Annotated in this window: 10 protein-coding genes and 1 pseudogene; 6 read left to right on the top strand and 5 right to left on the bottom strand. The window is 74.4% G+C overall.

Going from position 1 to position 12,896, the window contains the following annotated elements:
• Window positions 1-2: 2 nt before the first annotated feature.
• The gene (locus tag I003_RS0103260) at window positions 3-2,255 is read right to left on the bottom strand and encodes a tetratricopeptide repeat protein (RefSeq protein WP_037719953.1); all 2,253 of its coding nucleotides are present in this window, start codon (window positions 2,253-2,255) and stop codon (window positions 3-5) included.
• A gap of 19 nt (window positions 2,256-2,274) precedes the next feature.
• On the opposite strand from I003_RS0103260, the gene I003_RS36675 reads away from it, so the two are divergent.
• The gene (locus I003_RS36675; RefSeq protein WP_486584068.1) at window positions 2,275-2,565 is read left to right on the top strand and encodes a hypothetical protein; all 291 of its coding nucleotides are present in this window, start codon (window positions 2,275-2,277) and stop codon (window positions 2,563-2,565) included.
• Window positions 2,566-2,613: 48 nt separating this feature from the next.
• Here the strand turns inward: I003_RS36675 and I003_RS31390 are convergent, their stop codons facing one another.
• The 4 genes from I003_RS31390 to I003_RS0103235 form a co-directional block, all read right to left on the bottom strand.
• Window positions 2,614-3,954: a hypothetical protein gene (locus tag I003_RS31390; RefSeq protein WP_051368069.1), complete on the bottom strand. Its 1,341-nt coding sequence runs from the start codon at window positions 3,952-3,954 to the stop codon at window positions 2,614-2,616.
• Window positions 3,955-4,038: 84 nt separating this feature from the next.
• Complete coding sequence (locus tag I003_RS0103245; RefSeq protein ID WP_051368068.1) at window positions 4,039-5,031, bottom strand: glutamate ABC transporter substrate-binding protein; 993 nt, start codon at window positions 5,029-5,031, stop codon at window positions 4,039-4,041.
• Between the two features lie 20 nt (window positions 5,032-5,051).
• Entirely contained in the window at window positions 5,052-6,557 is a 1,506-nt protein-coding gene (locus I003_RS0103240; RefSeq protein WP_027770179.1) for a hypothetical protein, read from the bottom strand.
• 306 nt (window positions 6,558-6,863) lie between these two features.
• Window positions 6,864-7,400, bottom strand: coding sequence for an HNH endonuclease (locus I003_RS0103235; RefSeq protein WP_027770178.1), 537 nt, complete (start codon window positions 7,398-7,400; stop codon window positions 6,864-6,866).
• A 362-nt stretch (window positions 7,401-7,762) separates the two neighbouring features.
• Between I003_RS0103235 and I003_RS0103230 the strand changes: the two genes are divergently transcribed.
• The 5 genes and pseudogenes from I003_RS0103230 to I003_RS0103210 all read left to right on the top strand — a co-directional run bounded on the left by I003_RS0103230 (window position 7,763) and on the right by I003_RS0103210 (window position 12,816).
• Window positions 7,763-8,776 (top strand): mechanosensitive ion channel family protein, encoded by a 1,014-nt coding sequence (locus tag I003_RS0103230; RefSeq protein ID WP_027770177.1) that lies wholly within the window; start codon window positions 7,763-7,765, stop codon window positions 8,774-8,776.
• Between the two features lie 163 nt (window positions 8,777-8,939).
• The gene (locus I003_RS0103225; RefSeq protein ID WP_027770176.1) at window positions 8,940-10,145 is read left to right on the top strand and encodes an ROK family transcriptional regulator; all 1,206 of its coding nucleotides are present in this window, start codon (window positions 8,940-8,942) and stop codon (window positions 10,143-10,145) included.
• 120 nt (window positions 10,146-10,265) lie between these two features.
• A pseudogene (locus I003_RS0103220) lies at window positions 10,266-10,514 on the top strand (carbohydrate ABC transporter permease); the annotation flags it as partial.
• Complete coding sequence (locus I003_RS0103215) at window positions 10,511-11,776, top strand: 6-phospho-beta-glucosidase (protein WP_027770174.1); 1,266 nt, start codon at window positions 10,511-10,513, stop codon at window positions 11,774-11,776. The pseudogene I003_RS0103220 and the gene I003_RS0103215, both read left to right, overlap by 4 nt.
• Complete coding sequence (locus I003_RS0103210) at window positions 11,767-12,816, top strand: BadF/BadG/BcrA/BcrD ATPase family protein (RefSeq protein WP_027770173.1); 1,050 nt, start codon at window positions 11,767-11,769, stop codon at window positions 12,814-12,816. Before I003_RS0103215 ends, I003_RS0103210 begins: the two co-directional genes overlap by 10 nt.
• The last annotated feature ends 80 nt before the right edge of the window (window positions 12,817-12,896 follow it).

Genomic DNA, 12,896 nt, shown 5'->3' with positions numbered 1-12,896 from the left:
TCTCATACCCAGGTCTTCGGCCGGTAGCGGTTGGCCCGTTCGACCATGTCGATCCGCTCATGGCCGTGCGGTGCGAGACGGGCCAGCACCCGGAAGGAGTTTTCCAGACCGAGCCGCAGCCCGTCCTCATCCAGCGCACAGCCCAGCAGCGGCTGCGGCGGACCCGGGTGGGCGGCAGGGCCCGTACCGGCACCGGTGCGGCCGGTCAGCACCCAGTCCAGCGCGCTGCCCAGCACCTCGGTGGAGAGCCGCGCTCTGCGGCCCGCGTCCAGGCCCATGTCCTGGAGCCGTTCCACCTGCGCTCCGGCGGCCTGCAGGTCTGTCAGCAGGGGCTCCTGCGGGGCGCGCTGGCGCAGCCGGGCTCTGATCGCGGCGACGCGCGCCGCGGTGTAGTGGATCGACGCCTCCGGTACGGACTCCAGCGCCCGTACCGCACCCGCCCTGTCGGCGGCGGCGAGCCGCACCCTTGCGAGCCCGAACGCAGCGCTGACGTAGGCCGGGTCGGTGGTCCACACCAACCGGTAGTACTCGGTGGCGTTGTCGAGTTGACCCAGCACCTCGGCGCAGATGCCCAGCGCCAGCTTCGGCGCGGGCTCGCCGGGGAAGGCGTCGTAGATCGCGTCGAAGGAGAGCGCCGCGGTCTCGAAGTCCCGGGTGGCCAGGGCCTGCAGACCGCGGTACCAGACGATCCGCCAGTCGTCGGGGTGCTGCGTGCCCAGCTCGGCGAGCGCCGAGCCGGTCGCGGCCAGGTCGCCCAGCTCCAGGTGGGCGCGGACCCGGCGCAGTTGCAGCTCGACGGAGTCGGTCGGCGCGTTGGCCAGCGCCGCGGTCAGCTCCGCCGGCGCGGACGCCATCAGGCCGGCGAGGAAGCCGGCGTTGGGGTCGCCCGGGTTCACCCGCGGCACCGGCAGCGCCAGCGCCGCCGCGGGGGAGTCCAGCGGCAGCGTGTCCGCGATCTGCGCGGGCAGGGCCACCTGCGTGCCCATGCCCTGCGCGCCGCCCGGCAACAGCGGCGGTACGCCCTGCGCGGCCGGCAGCGCGGGGGCCCCGTTGGCCGCGGCCCGCGCCGCGCGCTCGCGCTTGCTGACCGCCCGGGCGCCGAGCTGCGAGGTCTCGCCGGTCGCCGGCGGGAACAGCTCGGTGTCCACCACCCGCAGCTCCGCCCCGAAGAGCGTGGACAGCGCCGGCTGCGGCTTGCCCGTCTGGAGCGCCACGACCTCCCGCAGCACGCCCGTCAGTTGCTCGGACATCTCGGCGGCCGAGGCGAACCGGCGGGCCGGATCGGGATCGGTGGCGCGGACCAGCAGGCGGTAGAAGGACTCGTACCGGCTGAAGACGTCGATCGAGTCGGGGTCGGGCAGGGAGTCGACGAAGACGTTGGTGTAGCCCTGGAAGTCGAAGGTCAGCACGGCCAGCGTGCGGGCCACCGTGTACAGGTCGGAGGCGACGGACGGGCCGACGTCGGCGACCTCCGGCGCCTGGTAGCCGACGGTGCCGAAGATCGCGGACTCGTCGTCGTCCATGCGGCGCACCGCGCCCATGTCGATCAGCTTGAGCTGGTCGCCCTGCTGGATGGCGTTGTCGACCTTGAAGTCGCAGTAGAGCAGGTTGCGGCTGTGCAGGTGGCCCAGCGCCTCCAGCGCCTCGATCCCGTACGCGCACGCCACCTCGACCGGCAGCGGGTCGCGCTTGCCGTCCGGCGTGCGCCGCTCGTTGGCGATCTCCTTCATCGACTTGCCGCCGACGTACTCCATGACGATGTAGCCGTCGAGGCTGCCGGTGCGCTGGTCGAGGTGCTCGACGAAGTTGTAGATGCGCACGATGCCCGCGTGCTCGATCTCCGCGAGGAAGCGGCGCTCGGAGACGGCCGCGGCGATGGCGTCCTCGTCGCCGGTGTTCAGCAGGCCCTTCAGGACCACCCAGCGGTCGGCGACCGCGCGGTCGATCGCCAGGTAGATCCAGCCCAGGCCGCCGTGCGCGAGGCAGCCCGCGACCTGGTACTGCCCGTGGACGATGTCGCCCTCCTGGAGCTTGGGCACGAAGGAGTACGGCTGCCCGCACTTGGTGCAGAAGCCCTCCGTACGCCCCGGCCGCCCGCTGCGCGAACGGCCCACCGGCGCCCCGCACTCGCTGCGGCTGCAGTACCGCTTGCGCTCGGGCACCTCGGGGTTGGCCAGCACCGCCGTGCGCGGATCGGGCCGCGGCACCTCCGGCACCGACACCAGGCCCGCGCCCAGCTTGCCGCGGGAGGCCACCGCGGACGTACGGGAACTCTTGACCGAGACCGAACGGCCCGTCGACTCCCCGGTCAGCGCGCGCGACAGCCGCCCGGAGACCGACCGGCGCGACGCCCGCGAACTGCTCCGCGAGGTGCTGCTCGACCGGCTGGACGCGCTGGAGCTGCTCGACGAGCTGCCCCGGCTGCCGCGCCCGCGGCCGGTCACCCCGGTGGGCGCCGACCCGACCACCCCGTCCGGCGAGACGACGGGGGCGAGCCCGCAGGTGTCGCAGTACAGCTCGCCGCCGCCGACGTCCTCGTACGTGCCTCCGCAGCCCGGCCGCTGACATGCCCGCGTGTTGCTCATGACTCCCCCAACTCCGTTCCGTCCGGCTTCACGCCATGCCTCCGGGGCGGTCCTCCCCCTCGGCGCGCCGAGCGCGCGAGGGCGGTGGCCCCTGAGCCGCCGCCAGCACCTCCGCCGTGGCCCGCTGGTAGCGCAGCACAGCCTGCTCCGCCGCGATCAGATCACAGGGCGCCGACCACAGCAGCCGGCGCGCCGCGTCGTACCGCTCCACCAGGATGCGGTCCTCGGCGAAGCCGTGCCGGGCCACCTTCGCCTTGTACGCGTCCAGCCGGCCACGCAGCTCCGCGCGCACGGCCAGCGGCGCGGTCACCGCCGTCAGCGACTCCCGCGCCCGCAGCAACTCCTCCTCGGCCCGCTGCTCCAGACTCTCCAGCAGCGGTGACAGCCGGTGCCACTGGGCGCGCCTGCGGAACTCGACGGCGTTGGCCAGCTCCTCGTTCAGCGCCGTCGGCGGGCCGCTGACCGCCGGCACCTCGGAGGCCGCGATCTTCGCCAGCACCTCGCCGCGCGCCCGCCGCGCCTCGCCGAGCGTACGGTCCGCGCGCGAGAGCACGTCGCGCACCCTGATCAGCCGCTCCTCCGCGTCCTGCCGGACGTGCAGCACGGCGTCGATCTCCCGGCGCACGTCCTCCAGGCCGCGCGCCGCCGCGTCGTAGCGCGCGGTGTCCGGCGTGCCGCCGCCCGGCGCCGCACCGGGGCTGCGCCCCGCCGGCCGGGACCAGAACGCCAGCGGGTCGCGCACCACCTCGTCCCGCAGCGACGCCAGCTCCGCGGTGATCCGCTCCAGGTCGTCGCCCGCCGGGTGCTCGCCGGAACGCACGCCGACCGACTGGGCCAGCGAACGGGTCCGCTGCAGCTCCGCGGCGAGCATGTCGATGCGCGCGGGCAGCGCCGACCACACGGAGTCCGCCGCCGCGACGACGTCGATCACCTCCGCGTACCACCGGTTCATCCGCTCCACCAGCTCGTCGAGCTTCAGCGACTCCGACAGCCGGGCCGGGCCGGTCAGCGACGCCGGATAGCCCCCGGCGACGGTACGGGGCAGGGCGGCGGCGCCCGGCGCGATAGTGACGCCGTGGTCGCGCAGCAGCGCCGTCAGCTCAGCCAGTTCCGCGGCCCCCGGAGAGCGGCGGCGGGCCCGGATCTCGCGGGCCGAGCCGAGCGCGCCGGTGTAGGCGTCGAAGTGCGCCCAGAGCAGCGAGATCGCCTGCTCGGCGGCGGCCCACCGTTCCTTGGTCGTACCGGACAGCTCGGCGCCCTCCAGGAGCCGGCGTCCCGCGTGGTCCTGGAGCGCGAGCAGCGAGGTCTCGATCGCCTCGTGCTCGGCTCCCAGCCGCGCGAGCGCACGATCGACCTCCTCGCGGTCCATCGAACCCCGTGGCGGGAGCGGCATCTGTTTCCCTCCGTGCTGCCGTACTCTGCCCGATGTCGTGCCGTTGGTGCGTGAGCCCGCTCAGTCCTTGTACTTGGGGGCGGGCGGCCGGTCGATCCCCGGCATGGCGTCGGCCAGCCACTCGTCGTAGGAGTCCATCCAGCGTCCGTCCTTGCGGTAGTCCTCGAGCAGCTTGTTGACGCGGCGCACCAGATCGTGGTCCTTCTCGTTCATCGCCACGCCGTAGGGCTCCGGGCGGTTCAGGGTGCCGAACAGCTTCATCGACGGGTCCTGCGCGGCCTGGCCGGCCGCCAGCGCGTTGTCGGTGACGACCGCGTCCGCCTCGCCGAGCTGCACCCGCACCAGGCAGTCGAGCTGGTTCGGCACCAGCATGACCTCCGCGCCGTACGACTCCTCCTCCAGGGCGCCCTGGCCCGTGGAGCCTTCGGCGGTGCAGACGCGCTTGCCGTCGAGGGACTCGTCGAAGCCGGTGATGCCCGAGTCGGCGGGCGCGAGCACCTGCTGGTCCCCGGTGAAGTACTCGGTGGAGAACGCCACTTGCTCGATGCGCTCGCAGTTGATGGTCATCGTGCGCACCACGACGTCCACCCGCTTGTCCTGCAGCGCGGGGATGCGCTCGCTGGTGGGGATGGAGCGGAAGACGACGTCCTCCGGGTCGCCGAGGATCTCCTCGGCGATGGCCCGCGCCAGGTCGATGTCGAAGCCCTCCAGCTCGCCGGTGAGCGGGTTGCGGTAGCCCCACTGGTAGCTGTTCTGGTCGATGCCGGCGATCAGGTATCCGCGGTCGACGATCCGCTCGACGCCGTCGCCGGAGGCGTTCGCCGACGGCCGCAGGCTCGCCTCCGGCGTCTCGCACTCCTCCTGGCTCGACGTCGCCGGCTGCGCCGCGACCGCGCCTCCCGCGGCCCGCTCGTCCGCCGCACCGCCCCGCCGGTCGTCGCCCGCGAGGCCGGGCAGCAGCGCGGCGGTCAGCGCGACGGCCGCCGCCGTCCCGGCCACACCGCCCCAGCCGTGCAGTTTCCGCCTCGTCCTGGTCGCCTTCGGTGTCCGCATGGCTGCCTCCCCCTTCGCCGTCACCGGTACTCCGAGAGCCTGCGGCCGATGCCGAACACCGCGCCCGCGGCCCCGAGCACGGCGAGCACCGCGGCGCCGGCCCACAGGCCGGAGAGCGCCCCGCGCCCGTCCTCGGCCGCCGAGGTGAACTCCTGCCGCTCGTGCTCCAGGGCCACCTTCAGGCTGTCGTCGACCTCGTCGAAGAACTCGCTGGTCGACTCCTCCCCGTCGCCGCCGATGACCATGTCCTTCGCGGCCTCGTAGTCGCCCGCGACGTTCTTGTCCTGCGCCTCGCCGTGCATCTCGCGCCATGCGCGTACGTTGTCCATCGCCTTGGCGATGGGTTCGCGGCCCTGGTCGTCGTCGGCCAGCTCCATGGCGCGGCCGAGCAGGCTGTTCTCCGGCGCCTGTTCGGCGTCGGCCTTCTTGCCGGCCAGCTCCTGCATGCCCTTGAGGTAGCTGTCCTCGTACTTGTCGAGACCGTCCTCGGTGGTGACGGAGCCGCGGTTGACGTACGTCAGGTTCTCGTCGGCGCGGGCCCTGAGGGTGTTGATGCGCGCCTCGTTCAGCGCGTGCAGCGACTGGGCGCCGTGCCGGTCGGAGTCGCCGAGACCGGAGCGGGCGAAGGTGTGCCCGACGGCGAGCCAGAGCAGCACGATCACGGTGGCCGCGGAGGCCGCCAGCAGGCCGTGGTTGAACACCCGGTTCGTACGGCGGTAGTGGCGGCGCTGCGCCCAGAACAGCACCCCGAGCGCGAGCAGTCCGCTGACCAGCGCGGCCCACGGCCACGACTTGGCGTCGGAGTAGTCCTTCTCCAACTGGCCGGTCTCGGCGAGGTAGAGCCGCTCGGCGGCGGGCAGCAGCGTCTCGCGCATCTGCTCGTCCGCGTAGCGCAGGTAGGCGCCGCCGAGCGGCAGGCCCTGGCGGTTGTTGGCGCGGGCGGTCTCGACCAGCGAGGTGTAGACCGGCAGCGCCTGGTTCAGCTTCTCGATCTGCTTCTGGGACGCCTCGGCGCCCTGGGAGTTGGCCGCGGCCTTCACCAGCAGTTGCGAGGCGAGCTCGATGTCGGCGTCGTAGCGCTCGCGCACCGCTCGCGGCTCCTGCCCGCCCTCCAGGAAGCCGGTGGCCGCGGTGGTGTTGGCGCGGGCCAGTGAGCGGTAGATGTCCGCGGCGTCGGCGCTCAGTGGCTGGCTGCGGTTGATGACGTCGTCGGCCGCCGCCGACCGGTCGGACACCTGCCAGGCGGTCAGCGCCCCGAAGAGCACGACGAGTGCCGCCAGTACCGCCCCGATGATCCGCAGCCGGCCCGGCTCGGTGGTCGCGGCGGCGCGCAGCCGGTCGAGACCCTCGGCGAACGCGGAGCGCCGCCCCGGTGGCGCGGCGGGCGGCGGCGGTGCGGCGGAGCCGCCCGCGGGGGAGCCCGCCTGCGGTGCGAGTGGGCCGTCCGGCCCGGCCTGCGCGGGAAACGCAGGCGCGGTCTGGTGCTCCGGCGGCGCGGCGCTGCCGGCCGGCGGCGGGTACGTCACGTGACCTCCCCCTGGGTCGCTGGCTGTTCGCCCGGTTCGTGGGCGGGTCCAGTCCACCCCGGGCACGTCGGCAAGTATGGCGGCCCGGTCAGGCCGTCACACCGCGATTCCCGGGATCTTGTTCGGATCGGTACCGTAGCGCGCAGCGCGAGCGGGCTCAGGCTCCTATCCTGCCCTTCTTCACGCGCAGAGCACCCGTTCGGTTCCGGTTCCGACCGGCTTGCCCGCCCCGGGGGGAGAGCCGGGGCACGGGGCCGCGGCGGAGGGGGCCGCGGGCGTCACGGCGGGCATAACAAAGGCCCGGTTCTAGGCAGAGATGCCGTCGATCCGGGCCAGGGCCTCGTCCGCGCCGTATGGCTGCAGGTAGGGCAACCAGCGCGGGTCCCTATGCCCTGTCCCGATGATCCGCCACGCCAGTCCGGACGGCGGCGCGGGCTGGTGGCGCAACCGCCAGCCCAGCTCATGGATGGGCCGGTCGGCCTTCACGTGGTTGCAGCGGCGGCAGGCCGCCACCACGTTGTCCCAGCGGTGCTGTCCGCCGCGGCTGCGCGGGATCACGTGGTCGACGCTCGTGGCCACCCCGCCGCAGTACGCGCAGCGTCCCCCGTCGCGGGCGAAGAGCGCCCGGCGCGTGAGCGGAACGGGCCCCCTGACGGGGACCCGTACGAACCTCTGCAGCCGCACGACGCTTGGCGCCGCTATCACCCGCGTGGCGCTGTGGAGAAAGGCACCGGATTCCTCCAGGCTCACAGCCTTGCCGTTCAGCACCAGCACGAGCGCGCGGCGCAGCGGCACGACGCCGAGCGGCTCGTATGAAGCATTGAGGACGAGGACGTGCGGCACGGTGCCTCCTTGTACGCCGGCGGCGCGTGGCTCGCGCCGGGACGATCTGGTCAACAGTGTGTCCTGCACCCCCGCCTCCGCGCCACCACGATCAGGTAAACGGGCCAACCGCCCGGCAAGGTTCCACGGCCGCGCCCCGTGATGTTGATCCCCCTTTCGGCCCCGCCCTACGCCTGCCCGCGCGGGCGGTAACCGGACCGCAACACGTGCCCCGCCGGACCGCCCCGCGGCGGGCGCCGGACGTCGCCGCATAGGTAAAGAATCGGCAAAGAGGCAGGCCGGAGCGGCGGGTAGGGTCGGGGGTGCCCCACGCCCGCCGGGCGTAGGGGAAGCGTCCACCCCTGAACGGAAGGTTCCACGCCGTGTTCGCCACCGTCCGCCCGGCTGCCGAGAGCCCTTCCCCGACCCCGCTCGAGGACTCGCGCAAGAGCGCGGAGGAGACGGCCGGGTGGATCCAGGAGAACTGGGCCTCGTGGCTGGGCGTGAGCCTGCGGATCCTGCTCGTCGTGGTGATCGCGTACGTGCTGCGCCGCGTCGTCCAGCGCATGATCACCAAGCTGATCACGCGGATGACGCGCACCGCCGACGCCGTGGACGGCACCGCGCTCGGCGGCCTCCTCGTCAACCACGAGAGACGCAGACAGCGATCCGAGGCACTGGGCTCGATCCTGCGCAGCAGCGCCTCCTTCGTGATCCTCGGCACAGCCGCCCTGACCGTGCTGTCCGCGCTCGACATCGATCTGGCGCCGCTGCTGGCCAGCGCGGGCGTCGCGGGCGTCGCGCTCGGCTTCGGCGCCCGCAACCTCGTCATGGACTTCCTCTCCGGCATCTTCATGCTCGTCGAGGACCAGTACGGGGTCGGTGACACCATCGACGTCGGCGAGGTCACCGGCGAGGTGATCGAGGTCGGGCTGCGGGTGACCAAGCTGCGCGGCGACAACGGGGCGATCTGGTACATGCGCAACGGCGAGGTCAAGCGGATCGGCAACCTCAGCCAGGGCTGGGCGACGGCCGTCGTCGACGTGCCCGTGGCGGCCGGCGAGGACCTGGACCGGGTGCGCGACGTGATCGCCGCCGCCGGCGAGGAGTTCGGCCGGACCGAGCCGTGGAGCGAGCAGTTGTGGGGCGAGGTCGAGGTGCTCGGTCTCACCGCCGTCTCGCAGGGCACGGCGACCCTCCAGGTGCAGGTCAAGACGATGCCGGGGAAGTCCATCGGGGTCGAGCGCGAGCTGCGCTGGCGGATCCGCGAGGCGCTGCTCGCGGCCGGGACCGTCATGTCGGACATACCGCCCGGCGCGACGGTGCCGGGACGGACCGAGCGGGTCACGATCGTGCAGCAGCCGGCATCCTCGGGCGGCGGTGGTGGCGGGGAGTAGCCCCGGCCCCCGGCCGCGGCGGGCGGACCGGCCCGCGTTTCGCCCGTTCCCCTTGACGTGCCCCGCCGGCGGCACTATTTTCGCCGGACTCCGATAGGAAAGTTTCCTAACCATTCCCGGCGAGCGGTACGGCACGTGTCCGGACCGGTGAGAGGTGACACCCATGGCCGGTGGCCCGGGGACGCTGCGCGCGATGAACGACCGCGCCGCGCTGGAGCTGCTGCTCGACCACGGCACGCTCTCGCGCACCCGGCTCGGCAAGCTCACCGGCCTGTCGAAGCCGACCGCCTCGCAGCTGCTCGCCCGGCTGGAGGCGGCCGGGCTGGTGATCGCCACCGGCACCAGCGAGGGCCGCCCGGGACCCAACGCCCAGCTCTACGCCCTCAACCCCACCGTCGCCCACGTCGTCGGGCTCGACGTCACCGCCGCCCGGATCCGCGCGGCCGTCGCCGACGTCACCGGGCGCACCGTCGGCTCGTACGAACTGGCCACCGCCAAGCGCACCGGCGGCGCCGCGGCGGAGGGGACGGTGCGCCGCGTCGTCCGCGCCGTCGACGGCGCCGCCAAGGACGCCGGGCTCACCCGCGCCGAGCTGCACCGGGCCGTCATCGGCACCCCCGGCGCCTTCGACCCCGGTACCGGTCGCCTGCGCTACGCCTCCCACCTGCCCGGCTGGCACGCGCCGACGCTCCTGGAGGAGCTGGCCGCCGCCCTGCCGATGCCGGTCGCGTACGACAACGACGTGAACCTCGCCGCCGTCGCCGAGCAGCGCCGCGGCGCCGCCCGCGGCCACGACGACTTCGTGCTGCTCTGGAACGAGGAGGGCCTCGGCGCCGCCGTCGTCATCGGCGGCCGGCTGCACCGCGGCAGCACCGGCGGCGCCGGTGAGGTCGGCTTCCTGCCGGTGCCCGGCGCGACCCTGGTACGCCAGGTCACCCGCGCCAACAGCGGCGGCTTCCAGGAGCTGGCCGGCGCCCAGGCGCTCGCCCCCCTCGCCCGCGAGCTGGGCCTGACCCCGGGACGCGGGAGCCACGCCGAGATCGCCGCCGGCCTCGTCGCCCGCGCCGCCGCCGAGCCCGGGGTACCCGGCCACGCCGGCCTGCTCGACCGGTTCGCGCAGCGTCTGGCCGTCGGCCTCGCCTCCGTCGTCGCCGTCCTCGACCCTCAGCTCATCGTGCTCTCCGGCGCCGTGCTCACCGCGGGCGGCGACCGGCTGCGTGCGCTCGTCCAGGCCGAGCTGGCCGAGCTGGCCGCACCCCGGCCGCGCCTGGTGACCGGCGCGGTCGAGCGGCACCCCGTCCTCACCGGTGCCCTGGAGACCGCGCTTGCCGCCACCCGCGACGAGGTCTTCGACACCACCGCCCGCTGACCCCGCCCGGCCCCACCACGCCTGCCCGCTTCGCGCTTCCGCCGGCCCGCCGCACGCCCCGCGTCACTCCCCACCCGCCGAGGAGGTACGACGACCATGCCCCCGACCCGCCCACGCGCCCGCGCCGCCGCCCTCCTCCCCTTCTTCTCCTGCTGGAACGGCTCCTTCGGGTCGCAGATCCACGCCTCGGAGAACCCTGGCCGGTGGACCCTGAGCTACGGACCGGAGTCGTGCAAGGACGCCCACCAGACCGACCGGAACCTCACCACGGCGGCTACCGTCCTGGTCATGACCCCGGTGCTCGTGGTCTTCTTCTTCGCCCGGAAAGCCTTCATCGAGGGCGGCACGCTGACAGGAGGCACAGGGTGAAACTCGCAGTGGTAGGCGGCGGCTCGACCTACACGCCCGAGCTGGTCGACGGGTTCGCGCGACTGCGCGAGACGCTGCCCGTCGACGAACTGGTACTCATCGACCCCGCCGCGGAGCGGCTGGATCTGATCGGCGCCCTGGCGCGGCGGATGTTCGCCCGGCAGGGCCACGACGGGCGGGTCGTCACCACCGCCGGCCTCGAGGAGGGTGTCGAGGGCGCCGACGCCGTGCTCGTCCAACTGCGCGTCGGCGGGCAGGCGGCGCGGCAGCAGGACGAGACGTGGCCGCTGGACTGCGGCTGCGTCGGGCAGGAGACGACCGGCGCGGGGGGTCTCGCCAAGGCGCTGCGCACCGTGCCCGTGGTGCTCGACATCGCCGAACGGGTCCGCAAGGCCGCCCCCGACGCCTGGATCATCGACTTCACCAACCCCGTCGGTATCGTCACCCGCGCGCTGCTGCAGGCCGGGCACCGCGCGGTGGGCCTGTGCAACGTGGCCATCCATCTGCAACGGACGTTCGCACGACTCCTGGACGCCCCACCCGCGGACGTCCACCTGGAGCACGTCGGCCTCAACCACCTCACCTGGGAGCTGGCCGTGCGCCTCGGCGGCCCCGGCGGCGTCGACGTGACGCCCAAGCTGATCGGTGAGCACGGCGCCCGGATCGCCGCGGACCTGCGCCTCCCGCCCGAACTGCTGACCCGCCTCGGCGTCGTGCCCTCGTACTACCTGCGCTACTTCTACGTCCACGACCAGGTCGTGCGCGACCAGCGGGAGGGCCCCACGCGGGGCGCGCAGGTCGCCGGGATGGAGGCCGAGCTGCTGCGGATGTACGCCGACCCGGCGCTCGACACCAAGCCGGAGCTGCTGTCGAAGCGCGGCGGCGCGTACTACTCCGAGGCCGCCGTCGCGCTCGCCGCGTCCCTGCTGGGCGGGGCGGCCGGCGCCGTCCAGGTCGTCAACACCGCCAACCGCGGCACGCTGCCGTTCCTCCCCGACGACGCGGTCGTCGAGGTGCAGGCGGAGGTCACCGCCGAAGGGGCCAGGCCGCTGGCCGTCCGCGAGCTGGACCCGCTCTTCGCCGGCCTCGTCGCGCACACCACGGCGTACGAGAACCTGGCGCTCCAGGCGGCGCTGCACGGCGGGCGCGAGCGTGTCTTCCGCGCGCTGCTCGCGCACCCGCTCATCGGGCAGTACAACCGCGCCGAGCGGCTGACGGACGCACTGATCGCGCACAACCGGGAACACCTGCCGTGGGCCTGAGCCCGGGGCGGGCAGCGGCTGTGCTGGCGATCGACGCCGGGAACAGCAAGACGGACGCGGCGCTGGTCGCGGCGGACGGCACGGTGCTGGGGCAGGGGCGCAGCGGCGGCTTCCGGCCGCCGGCGACGGGGGTGGCGGCGGCGGTCGACGTGCTGGCGGAGGCGGTGGCCGGGGCGGTACGGAGCGCCACCGGCGGGCCGGAGGGCTCCGGTGCGCCGGGCGGGGCCGGGGTCCCGGCCGCACCCGGCTCCGGGCCGGTCGCCGCGCACGTCTCCGCGTGCCTGGCCAACGTCGACCTGCCCGTCGAGGAGCGCACCATCGCCGCGGCGCTCCGGGAGCGGGGGTGGGGCCGTACGGTCGCCGTCCACAACGACACGTTCGCCCTGCTGCGCGCCGGCCTTCCGCCCGGCGCCGAGCCGCGCGGCGTCGCCGTCGTCTGCGGCGCCGGCATCAACTGCGCCGGGCTGCTTCCCGACGGCCGCACCCACCGGTTCCTCGCCCTCGGCAAGCTCTCCGGCGACTGGGGCGGCGGCGCGGGTCTCGCGGCGGAGGCGGTCTGGTACGCGGCGCGGGCCGAGGACGGCCGCGGCGAGCCGACCGCCCTGGCCACGGAGCTGCCCGCGCACTTCGGCCTCGGCACGATGCACGAGCTGATCGAGGGCGTCCACCTGGGCACGATCCCGGTGGCGCGCACCCGGCGGCTGGCGCCGCTGCTCTTCGCGGTGGCCGCCGCGGGCGATCCGGTGGCGCGGTCGCTCGTGGACCGGCAGGCCGACGAGGTGGTGGCGCTGGCCGCGGTGGCGCTGGAGCGGCTCGGCCTGATGGACGAGGAGGTGCCCGTGGTGCTCGGCGGCAGCGTCCTGGCCGCGGGCCACGCGCAGTTGGACGACCGGATCCGCACGCTGCTCACGACCCGCGCCCCGAAGGCGGTCCCCCGGGTGGTCACCGCCCCGCCGGTGCTGGGCGCGGCACTCCTGGGCCTGGACCGCGCCGGAGCCCCGGAGGCGGCCAAGTCCCGCACCCGGGCGCACTACGGCTGACCGTCCCGCGGACGGGCGTGTCCCCGGGACACCGCCCACCCCGGCTCGCCACGGGGCCGGCACGAGAGGACCGGGCAGTG

The sequence above is a fragment of the Streptomyces sp. CNQ329 genome (genome assembly GCF_000482585.1).
The sequence above is the reverse complement of the archived record's forward strand: the minus strand, read 5'-3'. Positions and strand labels throughout refer to the sequence as shown.